This is a genomic window from Agriterribacter humi (assembly GCF_009192765.1).
GTDB lineage: Bacteria > Bacteroidota > Bacteroidia > Chitinophagales > Chitinophagaceae > Agriterribacter > Agriterribacter humi.
In genome coordinates, this window is the sequence record NZ_VOHQ01000001.1 from 386,213 (window position 1) to 413,187 (window position 26,975).

Here is a 26,975-nt window from a genome sequence, read left to right on the forward strand (position 1 = left end):
AGAATCAGTCGTTTCCAATAAATCACGCATTCAACGATTTGTAATTTTAAGAAAATGCGTTGTTTCCGATTATTCGTATATAGGTTACAACACCAATATTTACAATGCGAGTATAGGAAAATTTTGTTCCATTTCAAAAGATGTATGTATAGGACTTCCATCACATCCCACAAAATTCATATCCACGTCTCCCCTGTTCGTTAATATACAAAATGGCACTGGCTATTCATGGTCAAAACAAGACCTGTTTAATTCAGTTCCTGAAAAAGTAGTGATTGGTAATGATGTCTGGATTGGGATGAAATCTACCATAATGGGAGGCATTACTATTGGTAATGGTGCAATCATAGCAGCTCATTCTGTTGTAACAAAAGATGTTCCGCCTTATGCCATAGTAGGAGGCGTTCCGTCTAAAATAATTAAATACAGGTTTGATGATAGTATTATTGAGACTTTGCAAAAATCGGAATGGTGGAATCGTTCCGATGATTTTCTTCAAAAAAATATAACATCCTTTCAGGAAGAATTAAGTACGGAAAATGCAGACCGGTTGACCGGTATCCTCTTAAAGTAATGACAGCATAAAATAATAACATACCATATGTTCGGTAATAAAAAACTTCTCATAACAGGTGGCACCGGTTCTTTCGGCAACGCAGTTCTCAACCGGTTTCTCAACAGCAATTTTGACGAAATACGAATATTCAGCCGTGATGAAAAAAAACAGGACGATATGCGGAAAGTATATACCGATCCGCGTGTAAAATTCTATATCGGTGATGTTCGCGAATACAATTCGGTAGAAAATGCCGTAAGAGGTGTTGATTATATTTTCCATGCTGCTGCACTGAAACAGGTTCCTTCCTGCGAGTTTTTCCCCCTCGAAGCAGTAAAAACCAATGTAGAAGGAACGGCTAATGTTTTAGATGCAGCAATAAGAAACGGCGTAAAGAATGCAGTAGTGTTAAGTACCGACAAAGCTGTATACCCCATTAATGCAATGGGCATGAGCAAAGCCATGATGGAAAAGGTAATGGTTGCAAAATCCAGAACAGTTTCCGCTAACCAGCTCGTACTTTCGGGTACGCGTTACGGCAATGTAATGGCTTCACGCGGTTCTGTTATTCCCCTGTTTATTGACCAGATCAAAGCAGGCAAACCGATTACCATTACCGATCCTAATATGACCCGCTTTATGATGACGCTTGAAGATGCAGTAGATCTTGTATTATATGCTTTCACTAATGCAGAGCCGGGCGATATTTTTGTACAAAAGGCCCCGGCTACTACAATTGAATTGCTGGCAACAGCTCTAAAAGAATTATATAATGCGGGCAATGAAATTAAAATTATAGGCACCCGCCATGGCGAAAAATTATATGAAACCCTGGTAAACAGGGAGGAAATGACAAAAGCCATTGATATGGGAGAATATTTCAGGATTCCGGCAGATAACAGGGGACTCAATTATGAGCAGTACTTTTCCGTGGGCGATACAGATGTTTCAAAAATAGAAGATTACCATTCTCATAATACCAATCAAATTGGGCTGGAGGAAACCAAAAAATTACTATTAAGACTGGAGATGATTCAAAAGGACTTAAATTTAATACATGCCTGAGATAAAGATGTATGAGGGTGGCGCTTATGCGGACGAAAGGGGAAGAATATCTTTTGTAAATGATTTTACTTTTAAGGAAGTAAAAAGATGTTATCATATTATGCATTCCCATACCGAAACAATCAGAGCCTGGCAGGGACATCGCATTGAACATAAATATTTTTTTGTGCCGCATGGCAAATTTCTTTTGGCCTGGGTATGCATTGACGACTGGAATACGCCATCCGTTCACCTGAAAGCTTCTCATAGCATATTATCAGAAAATGAGCCGTGTGTTTTGTGTATCCCACCGGGGTATGCCAATGGTATAAAAGCCTTAATGCCAGGTTCAGTGCTTAGTGTATATTCTGACCTTGATCTTGCCGCCTCGGAAAACGACCGCTGGTCTTTTGATCAGTCGCTATGGCTTGACTGGTCCTTATTTTAATATAAGCAGCAACGATGAAAAAAATAGGAATAACGGGACAAAATGGATTTGCAGGCACTTATCTCTTCAACGCCATAAGCCTGCTGAAAGATGAATTCCAACTTATCCCCTTTGAAAAATCTTTTTTTGAAAACGAAAATCAATTACAGGATTGGGTAAAGCAATGCGATACGATAGTTCACCTGGCCGCTATGAACCGGCATACGGATCCGCAGGTAATTCATGATACCAATATTAGCCTTATAAAAAAACTCCTGGCTTCACTGGAAATAACACAGACCAAACCGCAAATTATTTTTTCTTCATCCACCCAGGAAGAAAGAGATAATCCCTATGGCAAATCAAAGAAAGAAGGAAGAAATTTATTGGCAGCCTGGGCCGAAGCACGTGGAGGAAAGTTTGCGGGACTCATCGTTCCCAATGTGTTTGGCCCGTTTGGCAAACCTTTTTATAACTCCGTAGTAGCTACTTTTTGTCACCAATTGTGCAGCAACCAGGAACCTAAAATAGATACGGACGGCCTTATTAAACTAATATACGTAGGTGAGCTGGCTAAGGTGATTATTGACGCCATAAGAAATGACAGCCATAACCCGGAATGGAAAGTTGAGCATACCAGCGAATACCATGTATCGCAAATATTATTGCAATTACAGGAATTTAAAAAGCAATATTTCGAAAACGGGATATTTCCTTCACTCCAAAACAAATTCAGTGTTGACCTGTTCAACACCTTTAGGAGTTATATAAACCTTAAACATTATTTTCCATATAAGCTAAAGCAAAATACTGATAACAGGGGAACATTCGTGGAACTGATAAAATTACAACAGGGAGGACAAATATCATTTTCCACAACGCACCCTGGCATTACGCGCGGAAATCATTTTCATACCCGCAAAATTGAAAGATTTGCCGTAATAAAAGGGAAAGCGCTGATTCAACTGCGCAGATACAATACAGATGAAGTGCTCAACTTTGAATTAAGCGGAGATGAAGCATCTTATGTGGATATGCCGGTATGGTATACGCACAACATTACAAATACAGGTACCGATGAATTGTATACGATATTCTGGATCAATGAATTTTTTGATCCTGCCGACCCGGATACCTATTTCGACACCGTTTAATAAGCATTACATCTTCACCTAATGAATACAATTACAAAAAAACTGAAAGTGCTTACGGTAGTGGGTACCCGGCCGGAAATCATACGGCTGTCCAGGGTGCTGGCAAAATTAGATGAATCTGAAGCTATAGATCATGTATTGGTACACACCGGGCAGAACTACGATTATGAACTGAACCAGATTTTCTTTGAAGATCTTGAACTGAGAAAACCAGATTATTTTTTGAACGCAGCAGGAAAAAATGCCACTACAACTGTTGGTCAGATATTGATCAATATTGATCCCGTCCTGGAAGAAGAACAACCCGATGCATTTTTAGTACTGGGAGATACCAATAGCTGCTTATGCGCCATCCCTGCAAAAAAAAGAAAGATACCGGTATTTCATATGGAAGCCGGCAACCGTTGCTTTGATCAGCGCGTACCTGAAGAAACCAACCGGAAAATTGTTGATCATGTAAGCGATATCAATCTCACGTATTCCGATATAGCGAGGGAATACCTGCTCAGAGAGGGATTACCACCAGACAGAATAATTAAAACAGGAAGTCCCATGTACGAAGTGCTGCATCATTATATGCCTAAAATTGAAAGTTCAGATATACTTCAGCAACTTTCCCTTGAAAAAGGCAGTTACTTTGTTGTGTCAGTACACCGGGAAGAGAACATCAATGCTGAAAAAAACTTCAACAATCTTGTCAAATCATTGAATAGCATCGCGGAAATATTCCGGTTGCCTGTAATTGTATCTGCGCATCCCAGAACAAGAAATATGATTAAGGAAAAGAACATCGTATTTAATGACCTGGTAAAATTGCAAAAGCCATTCGGATTAAGCGACTATCTATCGCTACAGGTAAATGCCAGAGCGGTTCTTTCTGACAGTGGAACCATCTCAGAAGAATCATCCATACTTAATTTTCCGGCATTAAATATCCGGGAAGCACATGAGCGGCCTGAAGCAATGGAAGAAGCTGCTGTAATGATGGTAGGGTTAAACCCTGAACGCATACTCCAGGGATTAAAACAACTGGAGTACCAGCAAAAAGAACCCCGTAATTTCAGGCCGGTTTCAGACTATATGATGCCCAATGTTTCAGACAAAGTGGTTAGAATAATTATTTCTTATGTAGATTATATTAAAAGAGTAACCTGGCAAAACTTTTAGCATGCGTGTACTCTTTTTGCTTTTATACCATCCGGAGCCGTACGAATCATCGAACCTATATGCAGACCTGATAGATGAATTCGAAAAAAACGGGCATGAAGTAACAGTAGTGAGCGCCGCTAAGGAAAATCAACCCTCAACTTTAAAAAGGGAGAAGGATATAGAAGTATTGCGGGTTAAAACACAGAAAATTTTTAATGTACACCCTCTTTTAAAGGGAATAGCCACCGTGCGTATGCCTTACCAGTTTAAAAGGGCAATTAAAAAATACTTATCAAAATATGAGTTCGACCTGGTTGTTACGCCCACTCCCCCTATAACTTTTGTAGACGTTGTAGTATGGCTTAAAAAAAAACACCCATTACAATCGTATCTTATCCTCCGTGATATATTTCCTCAAAATGCACGCGACCTGGGAATGATGAAGAACCCGCTTCTTTTTAATTATTTCAGGAAAAAAGAAAAAAAGCTGTACCGTTATTCCGATTATATTGGGTGCATGTCACAGGGCAACATAAATTATGTCATACGCCATAACCCTGAAGTTCTTACCAGGAAACTCCTTCTCCTGCCCAACTGGCAAAAGGCAGAAGCCTTGTCTGAAAGAGATGAATCGGTAAAAAAGCAATACGGATTAGCAGGAAAGTACGTGGCCATTTTTGGAGGAAATATTGGTGAGCCCCAAAAAATAGAAAATATAGTAAGCCTCGCCAGGGCGTATCTGTATAATAATCATATTATATTCCTGGTCATGGGAAACGGTACAAGAAGAAAGTATCTCGAACAAATGGCAGCGGATTATGCTTTAACCAATTTAGTAATAAAAGATGCTGTTCCCCGGCAGGATTATCAAAAATTGGTATGCAGTGCGGATGTTGGTCTAATTTCGTTAAGCGAAAAATTTACCATTCCCAACATCCCTTCTAAAACTTTGTCCTATTTTAATGCCAGGATACCCGTGCTGGCTGCGATAGACGCTAACACGGATTACGGAGCCTTGCTGGAAAAAGCGGGTGCAGGATTATGGTCGTTAACGGGAGATATGGAAAAATATAAACAAAATTTCGATACGCTTTATAATGACTCTGCATTACGTAAACAAATGGGAGAAAATGGCTATAATTACTTGTTTAAATATCTTACAGTAAATATTACCTATCAGACTATCCTTAATCATATCCATCAATGAAATAATTCTTTAAAAGAATATGAATTATCAGATGAATCCCTGCAATTTTGCTGCGAATATGTCAATAAATATTAAAGCTATACCTTATATATGCAAATCACTATTGGGGCTATTGGCTATTCTGCTATTGTTCAGTTCCTGCCGTACAGGTAAGGAGTTGGCATTATTCCAGGATCTGAACTCCGAACAGGATGCCAAAGTACAGCAGGTAAGAACAGCCGCTTTTGATCCCCTGCGCCTGCAGCCCGACGACCAGTTGCAGATCGTTATCAGCAGCATCAGTCCTGAGGCATCTCAACTGTTCAACCTCATGGGGTCGGCTGTTATTACAGGCAATAACAATACACAAAACATGCAGAGTGTTTACTCCGTATCTCCATCCGGCAATATTACTATCCCCGTAGTCGGGGATGTAAAAGTGGCAGGGCTTACCACCGATGAAGCTAAAGCTCAAATCAAAGAAGTGGTAAGTGAATACTTAAAAGACGCTGTTATAAGCGTTACCCTCATCAATTTTCGTGTTACGGTAATGGGTGAGGTTACCCGCCCATCCACCTTCCAGGTAGCCGGGGAAAAGATCAACGTGCTCCAGGCCATTGGCATGGCCGGTGACCTTACTGTATTCGCCAAAAGAACGAATATAAAGGTCATCCGTAAAGTTGCCGACAAAGTGGAAGTAGCCCACCTTAACCTTAATAACAGCAGCGTTATGCGTTCCCCATATTATAACCTCCGTCAAAATGATGTGGTGCTCGTAGAACCCGGTAAACGGAAAGGATTGCAGGCCGAAGGTTTAAACATTATTGTGCCCGCGGCTACCAGCATCCTTTCTTTGATCATCGTGGCTATTACCCGTTTCCGTTAAGTCTCTCTTTATTTACGCTATCTAAATCATATTGGCTGTGCAAAATAATACCCATCTTCCCCCTGTACTCCAAAGTAACCTGCCCGAAGAGTCTGCAGACATCAGGCAGTTGTTGTTTAAAATCCTGCGCAACTGGACATGAATCGTATTATCGCGCATAACAACCATTACCGCCGCATGGCTCTATAACCGCTATGCCGAGCCCGTATACAAGGCTACGGCATCCATCATGATCAAGGATGAAAAAAAAGGTGGCGCCGGGCTGCTGGACAATCCACTGCTTGAAGAACTGAATCTCGGCGGAAGCGGTAAGCTTATTGACAATGAAATTGAAGTGCTCAAAAGTTATGATCTCATGGAGGATGTGGTGCGTAAGCAGCAATTGTTCCTTGACATCAAAAGCAGGGGCAATCTTACCAACAGGTCCGTTTTTGGTAAAGAGGTTCCGCTCATTATACGGGTTGCCAACCCTGATACCATTACCCTGCCTCTGCAATGGAGCATCGCCAGGCAACCCAACGGTAAATGGAATTTAAACTATGGCGGACACAATCAAGGGCTTTCCCTTACCAGGGGCAGATGGTACAGCATTAACGGACTGCTCTTCCAGGCAACAGATAATCCTGCTTTTTTGATCCATGCCGACAGTGTAAGCCGGGTCAGTGAATATCTACTGCATTTTAGCCCTGTAAAAACTACCGTTACCAATTATTCAAAAGCATTAATTATACAAGCTGTTAGTAAAACCGCCTCTATCATCGGCATGGAACTTACTGATTATAATGATGCCAGGGCTCAGGCTGCTTTGGGCACCCTTATTGATATTTATAACCGCCAGGCTCTCGAAGATAAAAACAAGGTAACCACCAATACCCTGGAGTTCTTAAACGACAGGCTGGCAATCATAGAAAAAGAATTACGTACCGTAGAAGGACAGGTAGAACGCTTTAAAAGCAGTAACCGCATCACCGATGTATCGGCAGAAGCACAGCAATACCTGGACCAGGCAAAGCAGGTTGACCTCCAAAAAGCGGAACAACAAACCCAGTTAAGTATTCTTGAATCCCTGGAAAGTAATCTGAAAGCCAACCAGGACAATCCCAAACTTGTACCCTCCGGATCGGGAATCGCTGAACCCTCCCTGGCTGAAATGATACAGGCTCACAATCGCCTGGTACTCGAAAAAGAGCGCCAGGCTGAAAGGCTGGGACCTAAGAATCCTATACCTGTTGACCTCGGTAACCAGATCGTTAACCTCAGGGCAAGCCTGCTCGCTAATATCGGAAACCTCAAACAGGCTTACCGCATTGCTTTAAACGACATTACCAGCAAGGATGCTGAACTTAATGCCCGCATAAGAAATATACCGCAAATACAAAAAAACCTCGTGCAGATACAGCGCGACCAGTCCGTAAAAGAACAGCTTTACTTTTTACTCCTGCAAAAAAGAGAAGAGTCTGCCATCACCCTGGCTTCTACCACCCCTGATTCCAGGAGTATTGAAAAACCCAGGGGAACCGGCATTGTTAGCCCTAAGAAGGCCCTTATATTGGCCATCGCCTTTTTATTGGGCTTACTTATTCCCGTTGGCATTATTTACCTCATTAATTACTTCAACAATAAAATTGAAAGCAAAGATGAAGTAGAGCAAAAATGTAAAGCCCCCGTACTCGGAGAGATATCCTACGTGAAAAAAGATGCCTCTCCCATTGTGGTGCAAAAAGGAAGCCGCTCCATTGTCGCCGAACAGTTCAGGGTGATCAGAACCAATATCAGCTTTGCCAGACCAGGGCATTCCCCCAGGATCATCCTGGTTACCTCACACCGGCCCGAAGAAGGCAAGTCGTTTACCAGCCTTAACCTTGCTGCCAGTTATGCCCTCCTTAATAAAAAAGTGGTGGTGCTTGAATTTGATTTGCGTAAACCCAGGCTCAGCGCAGCCCTCAATATCCATTCCGAAGCGGGCATCAGTAATTACCTGGCAGGAAGCACCTCTGCCATTGATGACATTCTGCATGAAGTGCCCGGATTTGAACAACGGTTCTGGCTCCTGCCTACAGGTCCCATTCCGCCCAATCCCGCTGAGCTTATCCTGGGAGATAATATGAAACAGCTTATGGAGCAACTCAATAAAAAGTTCGATTATATTATATTGGATACACCCCCTTACGGACTCGTTACCGACTCCTCGCTGCTGGGTGCTCATGCAGACATCAGCATCGTAGTGCTCAGGCAGGGATTTACTTTTAACTGGGTACTGCAGGAACTCAATAAAAAACTCACAGACAATCCCGCTCAACCCCTCTATACCGTTATTAACAGGGTAGGTGAAAAAAAACAATACGGAAGCTATAAACGTTACGGATACGGGTACTCAGAATATTTTGACACCCCGGTCAAAAAGAAAAATTGGTGGCGAAAATAAGTGGAAATAAAACTTGAAATTAATTTGTAAATGAGTCTAGCAATAAAAGCAAGAGCAGGGGTAAAATGGACAACGGCATCGGCTATTGCGGGAGCTGCATCTCAATTATTACTTACGGCAGTATTGGCTCATTTTTTAGAGAAGAAGGATTTCGGATTAATGGCAATAGCTTTATTCGTTATAAATTTCTCTCAATTATTTATAGACATTGGTATATCCAATGCGATTATTCATAAGCAAACTGTTACACATAATCAATTAAGTAGTCTGTATTGGTGCAATATAATCATTGGTTTTTTTTTATTCGGACTCTTATTCACCCTTGCTCCGTTAATTTCCGGTTTTTATAAGGAACCATTGTTAAAGAACATAATTCGTTGGGTAGGACTCACCTTCCTAATACAGCCTTTTGGAATGCAGTTTTCTACTTTGCTCCGTAAGGAACTTCACTTTAAAGAGCTTGCTATAAGAAATATTATTTCGAGAACTATTGGGTTGGTTATTGGGGCATTATTAGGATTCTATGGTTATGGCATCTATGCCCTGGTTTATTCGACTATTGCAATGGCATTCCTGGATATGTTATTGCTCGTTATTCTTGGCCGCAAGATACATTCACCCTCGTTGCATTTCAGATTAACAGAAATTAAACCTTTTTTTTCTTTTGGGATGTATCAAATGGGAGAAAAAATGATCAACTATATCAATAGCGATATTGATACCTTAATCATCGGAAAATTTCTTGGGATTGAGACACTTGGTATATATAATATTGCCAAAAACTTTGTTTTGAAGCCATTCCAGGTAATTAATCCTATTCTTACCAGAGTGGCTTTTCCCGTTATGGCAAAAGTTCAGAATGATATTCCCAAGCTGAAAAGCATTTATCTTAAAATGCAGAGTGTTCTGGCATTCATTAATTTTCCTGTTTTCATCTTTATGTTCTTTTATGCGGAAGCAGTTATTTTATTGATTTTTGGAAGCAGATGGCTCGATGCGGCAATGCCTTTACGTATTTTATCACTTTATGCTATGATACGTTCAACAATGAATCCCATTGGTTCTTTACAACTGGCAAGAGGAAGAGCCGATCAGGGATTCTACTGGAACCTTGTTCAATCTGTAATTTTAATAGTTGCCGTATACTTAGGCAGTCGGGGCGGAATTTTGGGAGTTTGCTATACCCTACTGGGTATCCAATCTATATTATTTATCATCAGTTGGAAAGTAATGGTAAACCCTCTTTGCGCGGCTGATTTTATTGAGTTTAATGCTGTATTCTGGGAGCCACTTTATTTAAGCTTTATTCCCGCAGTTTTACTTTTCCCCCTATTGCATTTTCTGTTCCCAGCGCACAACTTTTCCACTGCTATTGTTGTATTATTACTTTATTTATCCCTGTTAGCGTTTATCCATATAGTAATAAAGAAAACATTTATCGTGGAGGTAAAACGTTTATTACTAAACCGTTAAAAAAATATATTAAATATATTAAAATGAGTTCCTCTCCAAAAAGAACAATAATCTGTTTTACAGCATCTTACCCTTATGGTACAAGAGAAACTTACTTTGCTAATGAGTTACAATATCTTTCAAAAGCATTTGACCGGGTTTATATCATGCCTGCTTATAATCCTACAAAATCAAATACGCAGAGGAAAGTACCTCTGAATACAATAGTTTTACCGATAGCTTCGCCACAGGGGGTTTCAAGAATTGTACAGGGAATTTTAAATCTAAGCCCAATAAAACCCTTTCTTGCAGACATGCTGGAACATAAAGTATATAAAAAGAGAGCAAGTTTTGCAAAATGGTTCAATGCCTTTTTGGTATTCAGAATAAAATACAAAAAGCTTCATCAACTCTTAAAAACGGTAGAAGCAGATGCTTTGCTCTATTCCTACTGGGGAGGCCCCTCGGTGTTCATTACAAGCTTGTGCAAACGATATAAGAAAGTTATACGTATGCACGGAGCAGATTTTTACCTGAACAGAAATAACGGCTATTTGCCATTAAGAAAAAAAATATACCAATCTGCTGATTTACTGCTTCCGATATCCAATGACATAGCCAGGATATTACGCGAAGAATACAGGATCGTTCCAGAAAAAATATTTCTGAACTATCTCGGAGTAAATAACTATGAAACCATCAACGATACTGCCGCCAGTGACGTCATAAGGATCGTATCATGCAGTAATTTATTTCCATTAAAAAGAGTCCACATTATCGCATCAACAATATGCAAATGGAAAAACAATATCAAAATTGAGTGGCACCATTTCGGGGATGGCCCCGAAATGGAAAATATTCAAGCATTAATTAAAAAATATAATAACATTAATGCAAACATTTTTTTTCATGGCTGGTCATCTACTGAAGATATATATAGTTTTTACAATTCACATTACATAACATGGCTAATAAATGTTAGTAAATATGAAGGCGTTCCTGTAAGTGTTATGGAAGCATTTTCGTTTGGAATACCAGCTATTGCAACAAATGCAGGCGCGACTTCAGAAATAGTGAATGAAACAAACGGACAATTAATTGATATAAACGTTACGGATGAAATGCTTGAAAAATATATTCTTTCATGCTATGATAAAAACTATCAGGCAAAAAGAAAAAATGCGCAGATGACCTGGAAAGAAAAATTTAATGCCGAGAACAATTATACCTTACTGGTAAACAAACTAAAATCTCTTTTGGTTATATGAAAGCCAATATAATCATCAAGTCACTAATAATTATAAGCGTTCCTTTGCTAGTTGTGATCGGGCACGTTTATAATATAAGCGCTTTCGTTACTTCCATATACATACCTCTTTTCTTTATTTTATCCCTGTTCTCGAACAAAAATCGTCATTTTATTAAATCCACACAAATAAGACTTTATCTTTTATTTTTCCTTCTCTCTTTAGCATCTGTATATAACGCCATTAATACTGACTTCTTCTTTGCTGAAGTAAAAACACAAATTGGTTGCATTATTTTCGGGATTGCTTTGTTTAATTATATACTCATCAATCCTGCCCATATTAAATATTTTTTCTTCTCCTGCATTTTAACTACTTACTTCTTAGCAATATACCTGTTTAGCAGTGATACGTTAAGTCTAAAAATAGAAGATAATTTAGATTACAGAATAGACGATGAAACTTTTAATGCAAATATGTTCCCTTATTACATTTTCCTGGCCTCCTTCTCCTTTTTTTTTCTGTTTCAATTTCAAAAGGGCAAAGCGATCAAATACATTTATCTTTTATCTCTTCCACTTTATTTATACATCATTTTCTCTTCAGGAAGCAGGGGCGGTCTTATTATTTTCCTTCTTATTCAAATTTTATATTGGTTTTATATCGGACTCGGAAAAGTCCGCAACTTCATTAAATCTACTGTAAAGCTTATACTAACACTTCTAATATCTCTTCCGGTTCTCACCTATTCAACAAACACAATACTGGAAGAAACAAATATCGGAAAAAGGTTCAATGTGCTTGCCGAAGAAGGAGAAAACACCATAAGAGTAGTTCTGGTTAAACTCGCTTTTGAGAAATTCCAGGAATATCCTTTTCTTGGCGTGGGAAGCGGGAATTTTCGCTTACATAATCAATATTACTTATTCAGCCATAATAATTTTATGGAGATATTAGTAAATAACGGCATATTTTCCTTTATTGTTTATGTCCTGATTTTTGTTACTACTATTCAAAATATCCTGGCGATTAAGAGAAAAACAAATAATCCGGATTATAAGAAAAAAGCTGATATTATCATTCTGTTCGTCTTAGGATTTTGCCTTTATTCAGCTTTCTATGTTTTTATGAATGTTATCCCTTTTACGGGATTTATTTTCAGCCTTTTTGCCTTGATATATATCATGAATTATAATGTTGAATATGAAGGGGTTGAGTAGTTGCGGTCCTCTTCCCTATTTCCATAAACCGGAAAACTCAATTAAGACAGGGTATATGTTTCAACAATGTTTCCTGACCGGGTACAATATTTGCATGTAAAAATATGTTTTATATTTGCCTGAATGGTTAAAAAATAACATACAAAATACTACACTGCCGTGCATTTCATTAATCATTGATTTATATTGTTTCTAATTCATTCAATTCCATGAAAAAAATAGCTCTTTTAATAGGGATACTTATCTTGTGTTCTGATGCAATAGCTCAGAAAAACTGGAAAAATCTTTTCGATAAAAAATATTCAGAGATGTGTATTTCAACTAAAACTGTTCGGGAAGGTTTTCTGGAAAAAAGCGCATCGGGAGATTCTTTCGACTTCATGGAGATGAGCAATATTATTGATGCGCTGCAATGCATGTATCTAAGCACGGAGGAAAGTTCTTATCGCAATGATCTGATAAAAATCATAGATAACATTCTATCTACCGCGTTTACCTCAAAGGATATCCCTGATAACATCTACCCATATAAGGATAATTACCTGAGCTGGATTTCAAAGAACATAAATACATACCATAATGAAGCTCCCCTTCTTGAAGGCTATATATTCCGCTATATAACTCAGTTTATTTATAATCTCCATAAGTCGGGATGGACAAATATATCAGAAGCAAACCAAACCTGGTATAATAATACTTTGCAATTCATAGAGAAAAATATTTGGGAAAAGTGGGTTAGCAGAAGCAATAGGGTTCATTATAAACCTTACACACTTTTTTTGGGAAGAAGAACACATACTGCATCTCATTGGGCATATATAGCGCTTTTTTTAAAAGAAATAACCAGCGACCCCGTAATTAGAACGCAATGCATCGAAATGTATAACATGTACGACCTACTTTTAAAAAGGAATTTAAAATCCAATCCGGAATTCCCCCAGGCGTATATCTGGAATTGCAGTTGGGATGATGTAAGTGGAACACAGGCAAGTATTCCCAACGATGTGGCGCTGCAGGACGTTTCCCATGGCAATCATGTACTGAGCTATCTTGCTATATCAAAAAAAATGGCAGATACAAATTGGAGTGATGCTGAAATGGACAGCCTTTGTAATACGCTTAAACAAGTTGTGTACGATAAGGAACAAATTTCCTTTTTCGACATGGTAGATGGCAGTTCCTCATCAATGTTTCCTGGCAGAGGTCAATACCAGGCTGAAGGATGGATTAAATTAAGTTGGTTTAATAAGGAAGTACGGGCTTTGTATATAGACTTTGCATTTCGCCGGGAACCTCTGGTGAGACAACGGGAAATGGAACTGCAATACTATGCTAATCTGCTGTATACAGAGTATTTGATGAAATAACTTTGCAAAAGTATATTGGATTAAGACAGGCATATATTGAGTTTCAATTTGAAGGCATATTGCTGTCCGGTAAACCAATCTTTACTCATCGGCTTTTGTGTCGTAAATTATAGGGGGCCTCTCGCCTCCTTTTAATTTATCAATCAAGTACTTTTGCCGGATACAAATCGATTTAACGCTTTCATTTTATTAATGCAATCCACAAAAATTGAGATCAATAGTCATATTAATTCTTACCATGCAATTGAGTAACAGATGCTTCACGCAATCGCTATTTATTGAAAAATCCATAAATGAATATAACACTGGTTTCAGAAATATCTATTTTACTCAAAGCATTTCCGCGAATTCCTATGATTTCATGTTCGTCAGCACCGGGCTGGATGCATTGCAGGCTATTTACACTGTTACAAAAGACAGTACTTACTTTAATGATGAAAAAAAAATAATTGACAATGTGATCAGTTCAGCGAAAGTATCCGCTGCCATCCCCGGAAACACTTATAAAATTAAAGATGATTACCTGGGATGGATATCTAACACACCTGACCGGGCCTATAAAAATGAAGCGCAGTTGTTTGAGAGCTATATTTTCCAGTATATTGTGAAATGCTTATATCAGTTAAAGGAATCTGGCTGGGTATCCTTTTCTCCGGAGCGTACACAATGGTATAATAATGTCTTGTTTTTTACCGAAAAAAATATTTGGGAGAAATGGGTGAATAGAAGTATCCGGCAATCCGGTCTTTCTTACCGCATATTCCTGGGCATACGTACCCACATGGCGGCGCACTGGGCGGGAATAGCGCTGGTGCTGGAGCAGCTTTCTCAAAACAGTGAAATAAAAAAACAGTGTAGGGAGCTGTACACAGCCTACGATACCCTTTTAAAAAGGAATCTGCAGCCTAATCCTGCACACCCCACTGCCTATTTATGGAATTGTACATGGGACGATAACGATAATGTACAGGCAAGAAAAGACAGCAAAGCGATAATACAGGATGTTTCACACGGTAACCACGTTATCTCCTATATAATCACAGCACTTGAAATGGGTAGTCCAAACTGGACCAGGGAGGATATCAACAAATTCATTAATACAGTTAAATATGTGATTTATGACCGGCAAAAACATATTTTTTCTGACCTGGTTGACGGCACCTCATCGTTAATAACACCCGAGCGTGGTAATTTCCAGGCAGACGGCTGGCTGAAACTGGGACGTTACGACAGGGACCTCCAGAATCTGTATATTCATTTCGCAGCCACAAAGGAAAACTTACTGAACAAATATGCTCAAAGCTTCCAGTATTATGCAAATCTTGCACTGAATGAATATTATATTCAATTAAATAATTAATGCAAACTAAAATATTACATATCGCCAATTATTACATTGGCGCCAAAGTGTACAAAAACCTTGTATTGGCGTTAGATCAAATTGGCGTGGAACAAACTATTTATACAGCATTTGCCGGACAGCATCTGGTTGGAGCAAATCAACCCAAACTGGAAGTTCCCGCTTCAAAGATCATATACCGGCCAATCCTCAATACCTATACCCGGCTAAATTATGGACATAAGACAAAAAAAATAACCGCTGATATACTGAAATATATTTCAGATGAAAAATTCAATGTTTTACATGCGCACACCTTATTCAGTGACGGCAGGGTAGCTTATAATTTATATAAACGGTATGGTACTCCCTATATAGTGGCCATAAGGAACACCGACCTCAACTTCTTTTTTCGCTATTTTTTACATTTAAGAAGCCAGGCCAGGAATACCTTGTTGTCTGCCAAGAAAATCATATTTATTTCTGAAGCTTACAGGAAAAGACTGCTCGCCCATCCCTACTTTTCGAATTATAGGGATGAGCTGGCAGCAAAGAGTATAGTCTTACCTAATGGTATTGACCCCTATTGGCTCAATAATGCCGTTATCTTATCTCATCAAAAGCTACAGGCTCCTGCACGCCTGCTTTATGTAGGCAAAATTAGCAGGGGCAAGAACCTCTTAAGACTGATTACAGTGGTCATAAGGCTTAACAGCAGTGGTATTAAATGTGTATTGCATATTGCGGGAAGCGGTTCGGGAAAATATTACCAGGCTGTTGCCAGTTTGATCAAAAAGCATCGGGAACTTTTGGTATATCATGGAGCTATCACAGACAAGGCTTCGCTGTTATCTCTTTACAGGGAATCCGACCTCTTTGTGATGCCGTCCAGGAAGGAAACCTTCGGATTGGTATACGTGGAAGCGCTGTCACAGGGAATACCTGTCATTTATACCAAGAATGAAGGAATTGACGGCTTTTTTCCCCCAGAAACCGGTGAATCGGTAAATTGCGATGACGAAGACGATATAAGTTTCAAGATTCGAAAAATATTAGAAAATTATTCAATATACTGTTTTGAACCTCAAAAAATTACCTGTGCATTTAACTGGACCAGCATTGCGGAAAAATATAGCGCTATTTACAACTCAGTTTCTTTGAACATCTTCCCTCACATACAATCAAACGATACAACTATTCGTTAACTAATCGACATCATGCAGTCATATTTACTTCAAAATCAGTAAATAAGAATACCATTCAATAACCCGAAAGAACAAGTCTTGAATTACGCAAAGGCTGATAAAAAAACTTACGAGAATTTTTTAAATAGCAAGTCGACATTTACCTGAATATGCAAATATCCGTCATCGCGGGCGCACGCCCCAACTTTATGAAAATAGAGCCTATTATTGAGGCTATAAAGAAAGCAGCGCAAAAAGGCAAGAATATCCAGTATCGCCTGGTTCATACCGGCCAGCATTATGACAAAAACATGAGTGCTTCCTTTTTTGAAGAACTGGACATTCCCGCCCCCGATGTGAATCTTGCATGTGGTGGTGGATCTCAGGCTGAACAAGCGGCTAACATCATGGTGCATTTTGAAAAAGAATTGTTGCAAAATCCGGCAGACCTCGTATTGGTGGTTGGAGATGTAAGCGCTACTATGGCTTACTCAATTGTAGCCAAAAAACTGTGTACTAAAGTTGCTCATGTGGAACCAGGTATTCGTTCAGGAGATTTAAACATGCCGGAAGAGATCAACCGCATGGTCACGGATTCCATTACAGATTATTTCTTTACTACTTCTGACACTGCTACTATTCATTTGAAAAAAACAGGGTTGTCAGATGACCGTATTTTTTTTGTGGGTAATACTATGATTGACATCCTTCTGAAACACCGCCCCCGCTTTAAAAAGCCACCCCTATGGGATACGCTGAATCTGAAGGAAAAAGAATATCTCGTAATGACACTTCATCGTCCGGCCAATATAGATGAAGAAAGTAAATTAAAAGCGCTGATGGATGAGATTGTGAGCGCATCTGATCCCTTACCACTGATTTTTCCTGTTCATCCGCGAACAGCAAAAATACTATCCCACCTGGAAATTGATTATCCCCGGCTCCATAAAATAGAACCCTTAGGATATCTCGAATTTAATTACCTGGTAGAGCGAGCCAAAGCTGTAATAACAGACTCGGGAGGGATTACAGAGGAAACTACAGCTATGGGCGTACCCTGTATGACCTTAAGAGATAACACTGAAAGGCCCGAAACAATGACAATAGGTACCAATGAATTATTAGGTACTGACCCCAAAGCCATCCAACCCGCTATTAAAAAATTATTTGCCGGCAATTGGAAAAAGGGGAGGAAATTCCTTTATGGGATGGGAAAACGGCGGAAAGGATCGTGGGGAAACTGATTGAAATATTTATTTTATAATCGGCCATTTAAAATACTATAAAATATTTAATACTTATGAGGGTTTTATACTTTCACCAATACTTTAATACACCATCAATAGGCGGTGGAATTCGGTCGTATGAATTTGCCCAGGCATTAGTCAAAAAAGGGCACCATGTTACTATGATATGTGGTGGTGCTGATGAAAAATTCAATCTCCCAAAAGTCTCCAGGTATTTTAACAGAGGCTTTGTAGATGGAGTTGAAGTAATCCAAATACGAATAAATACTACAAACAAAGACAAGATTTCAAAACGGGCAATTGATTTCGTTAAGTTTGGCTTTTTAAGCATTAAGTTTGCTTTTAATGAAGAATATGATTTACTTTTTGCAACTTCCACACCACTTAGTGCCGGCATACCAGGAATATTTGCGAAATGGTTTTCCAGGAAGAAATTTAAATTCGTATTTGAAGTTCGTGATTTATGGCCCGAACTGCCAAAGGCATTAGGTCTAAAGAATCCGTTCTTGCTATGGGGCATGGGGGTACTGGAGAAAGTATCGTATAAAAAATCCGATGCTTGTATTGGGCTATCGCCAGGTATATGCGAGGGTATAAAGAAAAAAACGCCTAAAGGTCATTTAATAGAGATGATTCCAAATGGTTGTGACATAGATTTGTTTACAAGAGATACTACAGGTAAATATGAAATAGAAGGAATTAAAACGGACGATATTGTTGCTATTTATCCTGGAGTTCATGGTGTAGCTAATGGATTAGATTCGGTTCTGGATATGGCAAAAGTTTTGATTGAAAAAGAAATCAATCATATCAAAATATTATTTGTAGGAAAAGGAAAACAAAAGCCTCACCTCATCAATAGGACAAGCAACGAAAAAATCAATAATTGTATTTTTTTAGATAAGGTATCTAAATACGAATTAAATCGAATAATGAGCAGAGCGGATATCGGACTTATGGTGCTAAAAAATATTCCTGCTTTTTACTATGGTACTTCCCCGAATAAATTCTTCGATTATATATCAGCCTCATTACCCATTGTAAATAATTATCCTGGCTGGCTGGCTGATATGATAACCGAATATAAATGTGGAGTAGTTGTCCCACCGGATAACCCACATGCTTTTGCCGATGCCGTTATAGAATTGGCTAACGATAGCAAAAGTAGAATTCAAATGGGTATTAACAGCAGAGCAATAGCTGAAAGAAAATTTTCAAGGAAAGATCTGGCAGCAAAATTTGTAACACTTCTGGAAGAAGTGGCAAAATGGGATTAGCTATAGGCAGAGAGCCATTTGCATTTGAAAATACTGATTGGCTATAAGTAAAATGAACTAAAAGAAATTTACATGAAAATCCAGCTTCTTTGCACTGGTAAAGAGAATGGACTGAATATCAAGACCGGAATTGAAGAATTTACCCGGCGGATCAGCTATTATTATCCTGTTGAATGGAAGTTCATCCCGACTCCTAAAAACAGTACCGGTTTACCGGAAAAGGAATTAAAAGCAAAAGAGGCAGCTTGGATATTGGGAAGCATTAAGAAGGACGACTTTCTGGTGTCGTTAGATGAAAGAGGTACAATGCTCAATTCGGTCAGGCTGGCTTCATGGATGCAGACAAGGGCCAATGAAAGCATAAAGCAACTGGTATTTTTAATTGGCGGGGCATACGGGTTAGATGAATCTGTTATTAAACGGGCGAACTTTGTATGGTCTTTGTCTCCGCTTACTTTTCCGCATCAGTTAGTACGATTAATATTAGTCGAACAGGTTTACCGGGCCTGCACTATTATTAGAAATGAAAAGTATCATCACGCATAATTTTAAGGAAGGATAACTAGGCTTAACAGGGTTTCCACTATCTTCGGCAAAAGTCTTACATGTCAATAACGCTCATTATACTTATTCTCACCTGCATCATTTCAATTATTGCTTTTAATAATCAGAAGCTACTTGATGATCTTATTTTTTATCCACCAGCAGTAACGGAAAGAAAACAGTATTACCGCTTTATTACCTGTGGTTTTATACACGCCAACGTCCCCCATCTCGCTTTTAACATGTATTCCTTCTGGATATTCGGAGAATATGTTGAAATACTTTTCATGACGGTATTTGGGCCTATTGGGCGGTGGTATTATCTGCTCATGTATATTTCCTCCCTTGTAGTTTGTTTGCTGCCCACCTACTTTAAAAATAAAACCAACTACCATTATAGAAGTCTTGGCGCTTCCGGGGCTGTTTCAGCAGTAATATTTGCATTTATATTTCTTAACCCACTACAGGGAATAGGGCTAATTTTTTTGCCAAGAGAATTCATGATACCTGGCTTTATTTTCGGATTTCTCTACATAATTCTTTCCTCCTATTTAGATAGAAAGGGCGGAGGCAATATTAATCACTCTGCGCACATCTGGGGAGCGGTGTATGGCATTTTGTTTCTAATAATAGCAGCGTTTCTTTTCGCTGATAACAATTTACTATCTGCTTTCATGGAATCTGTAAAATCATACATCACTAATTTTTAACCCGGTTTGCAGCATTGCATCAGCAGAAAAAGGATTCAGGACAACAAGAATTATTTTTAAAAGAATATTCTATTTTTAGCTATACTTATATGCGCCCCTAAAACGTTATCTCTTTACTATAAAAAACTCTGAAAGATAAAGTATGTTTTTCAACTCTATTGAATTTGCGATCTTCCTACCTATCGTCTTTTTTTTATACTGGTCAGCGGGCAAAAAATCGCTCAAACTCCAAAATATTCTTTTGCTCACAGCAAGCTACTTTTTTTATAGTTTCTGGGATTGGCGCTTTCTTTTTCTTTTGGCTTTCTCTACATTCCTGGATTATTTTACCGGCCTGAAAATTTTTAATGCAACATCCCGGAATAAGGAAAAAATATGGCTATTTATTAGTGTCTTTATAAATCTGGGATTTCTTGGCTTTTTCAAATATTATAACTTTTTTATTGAATCCTTTGCAGAATTATTACAATCATTTGGATTAAAGCCTCATTTCTCTTCTCTTAACGTTATTCTTCCTGTTGGTATTTCCTTTTATACCTTCCATGGGCTTTCCTATGTATTTGATATTTATAATAAAAAAATTAAACCAACAACAAACTGGGTCAACTATACCTTATTTGTAAGCTTCTTTCCACTTCTCGTTGCTGGTCCTATCGAACGGGCAACTCATCTATTGCCCCAGGTCGAAAAGCCAAGAAAATTTGATTATACAAAAGCCGTAGATGGATTGAAGCAAATCTTATGGGGCTTATTTAAAAAAATTGTTATCGCAGATAGTTGTGCTGAATATGCCAATATTATTTTTAATAATTCAGACAGTTATTCAGGAAGTACACTGATATTAGGAGCGCTCCTTTTCGCTTTTCAAATTTATGGTGATTTTTCAGGATATTCAGATATAGCATTAGGATCTGCCCGGCTATTGGGCTTTGAATTACTGAAAAATTTCTCATTTCCGTATTTCTCAAGGGACATTGCAGAATTTTGGAGACGATGGCATATCTCTTTATCATCATGGTTCAGAGATTATTTATATATTCCTCTTGGGGGCAGCCATGGGGGAATTTATATGAAAATGCGAAATACGCTTATTATATTTCTGGTTAGTGGCTTTTGGCATGGAGCGAACTGGACTTTCTTAGTTTGGGGACTATTAAATGCCGTATATATTATGCCGTCCATTATTTTTAAGACCAATAGAACCCATCTTGATATTGTTGCACAGGGAAAATTATTCCCATCCGTCAAAGAGGCCATTCAAATTTTCATTACATTTTCCTTAACGACTTTTGCATGGATATTTTTCAGAGCAAACGATCTCCATCATGCATTTAGTTATATATCAGGTATCTTCTCAAAGAACTTACTTTCGGTTCCTTTTCTCACTCATCCGGAACTGAAAAAGTCAGTAATTTGTATTTTCCTGATCATATTTTTTTTGATGATAGAATGGACTGGCAGGTCAAATAAATACGCTATTGAAAGAATGTGGCTAACATCTCATAAGCTAATCCGATGGGCATTTTATTACGCGATAATAATTTCTATTTTACTCTCTTATGGCAAAAAGCACGAATTCATATATTTTCAATTTTAGCTGCAATGAAATACTTCATAAATAAAATCATATTATTTTCGCTCTTCCCTTTCCTTTTGCTGGCATTGTCGTTTTTTATCGCCGATGGAACAACAGATGAGTTTTATGTACGGTTCACAACTCCTGAACAGAAAAGCATGATTGTGGGCACTTCAAGAGCTGCCCAGGGTATACAACCTTCTATAATTGACAGTATCTTAAATAAGAACAAACAAACCTCTGCTCTATTTAACTACTCATTTACAGTTGCGCATTCTCCCTATGGCCCCGCTTATTATGAATCAATAAAAAGGAAGCTTGACAAAAGTTCAAAAGATGGAAAGTTTATTATTGCTGTAGACCCCTGGAGTCTATCTTTAAAAAAAGAAAAATTGAATGATGAAAATATCTTTCCTGAAAATGATATGGCGGTTGGAAAAACCAGGCATGTAAACTGTTATCCAAATTTTGAATATCTCATACATTCTTATTCCAGTCCATTACTAATGATTTGGATGACCAAAACATTATCAGCCTTACACATGGATGGTAAGGAGCGTTTATATTTACACAAAGACGGATGGCTTGAGGTATCTGTAAGTATGGATTCAGCTGAGGTACAAAAAAGAATAGAAAGGAAAATTAATGATTATAAAACTAACGAAGTGCCTTATTTTCATCTGTCTCCTGTGAGATATGAATACCTTAGAAAAACAATTGAACTTTTCCGTAATCATGGCGATGTATTTCTTGTTCGCCTTCCGGTTCATGCAAATTTTAAAGACTTAGAAGACAGAATAAGTCCCCGGTTCGACTCTCTTATGACCAGCCTTGCAAAGGAAAATAATATCGCATACCTGAGTTTCATTAATGATTCTACCAAATACCGGTTTACTGATGGTAATCATCTTTACAAAGAATCAGGACGTATTTTAAGTAAGAAAATAGGAGAATATATATTGAGCTGTTGTTTGAATTGATCCCCTTAAAATAAATCAATTTTATATGAAGGATATGCACCTGCATAATGGTTATAGCCGATAATCCCGAAATCAAATAAAAATAAAATCCTTATCCAACATAAAAGCCCTATCCTGAAAATTACTAATTGGCTTTACCTACAAAATGTATCTCTAAAACAAATTGAGTTTTCGTTGTAATCTTAAACCGATCGTCTATCCTATTATTTACTATCCAAATAATTTTCTTATTCATTTCTATTACCCGGGTATTTTCCTTTTGAAACAATGACATCTTCTTATCGATAAAAAATCGCGCTATTTTTTTTTTCTTTTGCATTCCCAGTGGATAAAAATAATCACCCTTTTGCCACTTACGCAAAATCAGCGGAAATTTAATCAATTTTAAATCCAAACATGCTATAGCAGGGGAAACAGGCAATTCTATGTCTTTATTATTCATCTCATTGGTTTTTATATCTAATTTCCCCCCTTCAAAAATCACTTCTCTCTCATTTTCATGAATAACCATTACCTGCATTTCACTTTGAGGAAAAGGCGAAATAATTAGCCAACCCCTGTTTCGTAAGATCCTGTGTGTGGAAGACAATATAAATTTACCGGTCTCAGATTGCAAAAGTGCAATCACTTCTTCGGCTTGTTTTGCAGTAAAGCCATACGCTTTTGTAATCTCGAAAACGACTGTTTTCAGAGGTACTGTTTTTAGTAGTTTGCGTACCGCAATATATACTTCATTACCCCGCTGTTCCATCAGCTTTTTCTTGTGTACTGCGATGGATTGCATATATAACAATTCTATTTCGCGGAAGCGCTCAATATTAGCAGTAATATTACCTTCAACTCCGGGATAAATTTCCTCGATAAAAGGAATGACGCGGTGGCGTAGATAGTTCCGGGAATACTTATCGGATGCATTACTGGAGTCTTCAACAAAAAGCAACTCCCGTTCTTTTGCAAAATCAATTAACACTCGTTTGCGAGCAAACAAAAGAGGTCTTACTATTTTGCCTGTTTTAGGCAACATTCCTTTCATACCCGCGACCCCTGTTCCTTTAAAAAAATTCATCAGCACAGTTTCTATATTATCATCTGCATGATGAGCGGTAAGGATATGTATGGGAATAGATTTTTGGGCCTCCAGTTGCGCTGCAAGATCATAAAACCACTGATACCTCAACTCTCTTGCCGCTACTTGTATAGAAGCCTTTTTTTGCAAGGCATATGCTTCTGTATCAAACCGCTTTAAAAATATTTCCGCTCTATAATTATCAGCCAATGCCTTCACAAAACGCTGATCCCGTTCGCTTTCCTCCTCTCTTAACTGAAAATTACAATGGGCTATAATAAACCTGTATCCTGCTAAATGGCACAATTCACATAAAACTACGGAATCAATTCCCCCGCTTACAGCAAGCAACAATACATTACCAGGCTGAAAAAGCCGTTCACTTTGAATATTTCTTTTAAATAAATATAATAAATCATTCATATACTGTTCATAAATCAATTCATGAAGGGCTATTCGTAGCTTAACTCTTCCCACGCTGCATGCAGTTCATGATATGCTTTCATGTTACCAGCTTCTTTTGCAGCATCCATCCCTTTCCGGCACCAGTGTAAAGCCGCGATTATTTCTCCATTGCGCTCCAATAATTTTGCAAGGTGGTAGTATGAGCCTATATAAGAAGGATCTCTTTTCAAAATTTCATTAAAAAGTCTCTTTGCTTCTGTATCTTTTCCTTCTTTGATGTATTCTAATGCAAGGGCATGCTGCAAAAAATTATCGTTGGGCGAAGCATTTAAATAGTCTAACAATTTTTCAATTTTTCCCATAACTTTTCAATACGGCAAAGATACTTAGTCCTGCTTATCGCAATTCATTCCGATCTTGTTAGATTTAGCAGGGATAGCTTGGATCACACATTTTACAAATGTATTTCATAAGATATTTCTTATTTAACTTTTATCAATCATTACAAATACGCAAACATATATATTTATATTATATTGGTTAGTAAATATATTTAAATATTTATTTATTATAGGTTTCTAATTATATATAAACTGCACATAATATAAAATAGCTTTTTCGTATTTTGTTAAAATTCTGCATGCTTTTTGTGCAGATATCTGTCTAAAAAATCATTCCCGAGTCAAATCCTAAATCACTGTGAAAAAAACAGCTTTTATTTTCTCTTTGTTGTTCATCCATTTCTCAATTATAGCCCAGGTAAATATTGGGGATAGTATCGCTTTAGTAAATTTATATAACAGTACAAACGGCACATCCTGGAAAAACAATAATAATTGGCTTAATGGCAGAGTAAGTGAATGGTTTGGTGTTACTGTAACGGACAACAGAGTTACCGGACTTTCTTTAGTTGATAATCAGCTTAGTGGAACCCTGCCGACCTCTTTGGGTAATCTTACTGCAATAAGATATATATATCTTAGCGGTAATAACATAAACGGCCCTATACCCAACAGCATTGGTAATTTATCTGCGCTTATATCTTTTTACTTAAATAACAACAAAATAGAAGGCGATATTCCCAGTATTTTAGGCAATATTACCTCATTAAAAGAAATTCATCTTGAATATAACAAATTGACCGGAGAAATACCCGTTACTTTAAGAAACCTCGGGAATCTTGACGAACTTATATTAGCATACAATCAACTAACAGGAAGCATTCCGGGAGAATTGGGTGATTTACAAGTTCAAAAATTGGAATTGAATAACAACCAACTCAGTGGCAGCATTCCTGCAAGATTAAGAATTATCCGTAATCTCACAATTTTAAAGTTGAACAATAATGAGTTAACAGGTGAAATACCCACCGGATTAGCTCCTATTATATGCTATTTATTTGATCTTAGTTCAAACAATCTTACCGGAGGCATCCCTTCGGACTTGGGCAGTAATAGTACCTTAGCTCACGTTAATCTCAGCAACAATGCGCTAACAGGACAAATCCCATCTTTAAGTGAAATGAGCGCATTGCAATCATTACAACTTGATAGTAATCAATTAACGGGCTCCATACCTTCTTCATTTAGCAACCTGAAAAGGCTTATGCATTTAAACCTTATGAATAATCAACTTTCGGGTAGCATCCCAGACGGATTGTGTAGCTTACCTGATTTGCAGTTTTTGCAGTTAAGCAATAATCAATTTACGTTTGATGGTATGGAATGTGTAGGGCAAAAAGTTATTCTATCTATGTTTGCAGATTATACTTATCCAAATCAAAAAAAACTTACACTTAACTATAAAAATTCCAAGCTTTCACTTACAGCGGGGGGAAATCTTGCAAATAATACCTACTACATTTACAAAGACAGTGTTTTACTGGAAACGCTTAAAGGGGACTCTGCTTTTCAAGTAGCTGAAGGAGGAAAATACTGGGTAGAAGTTACCAATGATTTAGCTGATCAATTAACACTTTACAGCAATCAGCTTGACGTAAGCAGCAATATTATACTGCCGCTTAACTGGCTGGATTTTACTGTTGTAAATTGTTCGGACAATATTTGTTTACGATGGCTTACTGAAAACGAACAAAATACGTCTCATTTTGAAATAGAAAGAAGTACTGATGGAAAAAACTTTGAACAAATCGGCACCCGGGTATCAGCAAATACACCTGGCAAGCACAGTTACGATGCAACAGACTATTCTCCCGCGCATGGCATAAATTTTTATCGGATTAAACAGGTAGATGCAGACGGGATGTTTACATATAGTGACGTTGTGAGTGCAAAAATAAGCGTTAAAGGTGTATTGACGATAGCACCTAATCCCGCCAATAATTTTATAAAATTAAGAGGAATAGTAAAAGCGGAAAAAGTAATCATTTATAGTACAACAGGACAAATATTTAAACAGTGGCAAAATGTAAATGGAGATCAGGAACTGAATATTGCAAATCTTCAACAGGGTGTATATATGTTAAAGGTTCAGTATAACAAGAAAGAAACAATACATAAACTGATAAAGTTATAA

22 protein-coding genes and 1 pseudogene are annotated in these 26,975 nt (G+C 37.9%); 21 read left to right on the forward strand and 2 right to left on the reverse strand.

Annotated features, from left to right (window positions below; all coding sequences use genetic code 11):
- Nucleotides 1–271: 271 nt before the first annotated feature.
- The 20 genes and pseudogenes from FRX45_RS23450 to FRX45_RS01575 all read left to right on the forward strand — a co-directional run.
- Nucleotides 272–443: pseudogene (locus tag FRX45_RS23450) on the forward strand (DapH/DapD/GlmU-related protein); the annotation flags it as partial.
- 158 nt (nucleotides 444–601) lie between these two features.
- Nucleotides 602–1,621: a polysaccharide biosynthesis protein gene (locus FRX45_RS01485; RefSeq protein ID WP_152266615.1), complete on the forward strand. Its 1,020-nt coding sequence runs from the start codon at nucleotides 602–604 to the stop codon at nucleotides 1,619–1,621.
- Nucleotides 1,614–2,048 (forward strand): cupin domain-containing protein, encoded by a 435-nt coding sequence (locus tag FRX45_RS01490; protein ID WP_152266616.1) that lies wholly within the window; start codon nucleotides 1,614–1,616, stop codon nucleotides 2,046–2,048. Before FRX45_RS01485 ends, FRX45_RS01490 begins: the two co-directional genes overlap by 8 nt.
- A 14-nt stretch (nucleotides 2,049–2,062) precedes the next feature.
- Nucleotides 2,063–3,181: a polysaccharide biosynthesis C-terminal domain-containing protein gene (locus FRX45_RS01495; RefSeq protein ID WP_152266617.1), complete on the forward strand. Its 1,119-nt coding sequence runs from the start codon at nucleotides 2,063–2,065 to the stop codon at nucleotides 3,179–3,181.
- 21 nt (nucleotides 3,182–3,202) lie between these two features.
- Nucleotides 3,203–4,348 carry a non-hydrolyzing UDP-N-acetylglucosamine 2-epimerase gene (wecB, locus tag FRX45_RS01500; RefSeq protein ID WP_152266618.1) on the forward strand — a complete coding sequence of 382 codons (1,146 nt, stop codon included), beginning with the start codon at nucleotides 3,203–3,205 and terminating at the stop codon, nucleotides 4,346–4,348.
- A 1-nt stretch (nucleotide 4,349) separates the two neighbouring features.
- Nucleotides 4,350–5,537, forward strand: coding sequence for a glycosyltransferase family 4 protein (locus FRX45_RS01505; RefSeq protein ID WP_152266619.1), 1,188 nt, complete (start codon nucleotides 4,350–4,352; stop codon nucleotides 5,535–5,537).
- A 58-nt stretch (nucleotides 5,538–5,595) separates the two neighbouring features.
- Nucleotides 5,596–6,402, forward strand: coding sequence for a polysaccharide biosynthesis/export family protein (locus tag FRX45_RS01510; RefSeq protein ID WP_193311548.1), 807 nt, complete (start codon nucleotides 5,596–5,598; stop codon nucleotides 6,400–6,402).
- Between the two features lie 229 nt (nucleotides 6,403–6,631).
- Nucleotides 6,632–8,827 (forward strand): GumC family protein, encoded by a 2,196-nt coding sequence (locus FRX45_RS01515; RefSeq protein ID WP_152266621.1) that lies wholly within the window; start codon nucleotides 6,632–6,634, stop codon nucleotides 8,825–8,827.
- Nucleotides 8,828–8,857: 30 nt separating this feature from the next.
- Entirely contained in the window at nucleotides 8,858–10,300 is a 1,443-nt protein-coding gene (locus tag FRX45_RS01520; protein ID WP_152266622.1) for an MOP flippase family protein, read from the forward strand.
- A gap of 23 nt (nucleotides 10,301–10,323) precedes the next feature.
- Nucleotides 10,324–11,547, forward strand: a complete 1,224-nt coding sequence (locus FRX45_RS01525) for a glycosyltransferase (protein WP_152266623.1) — start codon at nucleotides 10,324–10,326, stop codon at nucleotides 11,545–11,547.
- Entirely contained in the window at nucleotides 11,544–12,746 is a 1,203-nt protein-coding gene (locus tag FRX45_RS01530) for an O-antigen ligase family protein (protein ID WP_152266624.1), read from the forward strand. Before FRX45_RS01525 ends, FRX45_RS01530 begins: the two co-directional genes overlap by 4 nt.
- Before the next feature lie 209 nt (nucleotides 12,747–12,955).
- Nucleotides 12,956–14,113: a hypothetical protein gene (locus tag FRX45_RS01535; RefSeq protein WP_152266625.1), complete on the forward strand. Its 1,158-nt coding sequence runs from the start codon at nucleotides 12,956–12,958 to the stop codon at nucleotides 14,111–14,113.
- 238 nt (nucleotides 14,114–14,351) lie between these two features.
- A complete protein-coding gene (locus tag FRX45_RS01540) occupies nucleotides 14,352–15,473 on the forward strand; it encodes a hypothetical protein (RefSeq protein ID WP_152266626.1) in 1,122 nt (373 codons plus the stop codon).
- Nucleotides 15,473–16,657 (forward strand): glycosyltransferase family 4 protein, encoded by a 1,185-nt coding sequence (locus FRX45_RS01545; protein WP_152266627.1) that lies wholly within the window; start codon nucleotides 15,473–15,475, stop codon nucleotides 16,655–16,657. The genes FRX45_RS01540 and FRX45_RS01545 overlap by 1 nt, the downstream gene beginning before the upstream one ends.
- 149 nt (nucleotides 16,658–16,806) lie before the next feature.
- Nucleotides 16,807–17,880, forward strand: coding sequence for a non-hydrolyzing UDP-N-acetylglucosamine 2-epimerase (gene wecB / locus FRX45_RS01550; RefSeq protein WP_226804837.1), 1,074 nt, complete (start codon nucleotides 16,807–16,809; stop codon nucleotides 17,878–17,880).
- A gap of 56 nt (nucleotides 17,881–17,936) precedes the next feature.
- Entirely contained in the window at nucleotides 17,937–19,160 is a 1,224-nt protein-coding gene (locus FRX45_RS01555) for a glycosyltransferase family 4 protein (protein ID WP_152266628.1), read from the forward strand.
- A gap of 72 nt (nucleotides 19,161–19,232) precedes the next feature.
- Nucleotides 19,233–19,706, forward strand: a complete 474-nt coding sequence (locus tag FRX45_RS01560; RefSeq protein WP_152266629.1) for a 23S rRNA (pseudouridine(1915)-N(3))-methyltransferase RlmH — start codon at nucleotides 19,233–19,235, stop codon at nucleotides 19,704–19,706.
- Nucleotides 19,707–19,765: 59 nt separating this feature from the next.
- Nucleotides 19,766–20,413: a rhomboid family intramembrane serine protease gene (locus FRX45_RS01565; RefSeq protein ID WP_152266630.1), complete on the forward strand. Its 648-nt coding sequence runs from the start codon at nucleotides 19,766–19,768 to the stop codon at nucleotides 20,411–20,413.
- Between the two features lie 142 nt (nucleotides 20,414–20,555).
- On the forward strand, nucleotides 20,556–22,010 hold the full coding sequence (locus FRX45_RS01570) for an MBOAT family O-acyltransferase (RefSeq protein ID WP_152266631.1): 1,455 nt from the start codon (nucleotides 20,556–20,558) through the stop codon (nucleotides 22,008–22,010).
- A 5-nt stretch (nucleotides 22,011–22,015) separates the two neighbouring features.
- Nucleotides 22,016–22,969: a hypothetical protein gene (locus FRX45_RS01575; RefSeq protein ID WP_152266632.1), complete on the forward strand. Its 954-nt coding sequence runs from the start codon at nucleotides 22,016–22,018 to the stop codon at nucleotides 22,967–22,969.
- 124 nt (nucleotides 22,970–23,093) lie between these two features.
- Here FRX45_RS01575 and tilS read toward each other — a convergent pair whose 3' ends face one another.
- Both tilS and FRX45_RS01585 read right to left on the reverse strand, forming a co-directional pair.
- Nucleotides 23,094–24,458, reverse strand: a complete 1,365-nt coding sequence (tilS, locus tag FRX45_RS01580; protein ID WP_152266633.1) for a tRNA lysidine(34) synthetase TilS — start codon at nucleotides 24,456–24,458, stop codon at nucleotides 23,094–23,096.
- A gap of 29 nt (nucleotides 24,459–24,487) precedes the next feature.
- Nucleotides 24,488–24,802 carry a tetratricopeptide repeat protein gene (locus FRX45_RS01585; protein ID WP_152266634.1) on the reverse strand — a complete coding sequence of 105 codons (315 nt, stop codon included), beginning with the start codon at nucleotides 24,800–24,802 and terminating at the stop codon, nucleotides 24,488–24,490.
- Between the two features lie 337 nt (nucleotides 24,803–25,139).
- On the opposite strand from FRX45_RS01585, the gene FRX45_RS01590 reads away from it, so the two are divergent.
- Nucleotides 25,140–26,975, forward strand: coding sequence for a T9SS type A sorting domain-containing protein (locus tag FRX45_RS01590; protein ID WP_152266635.1), 1,836 nt, complete (start codon nucleotides 25,140–25,142; stop codon nucleotides 26,973–26,975).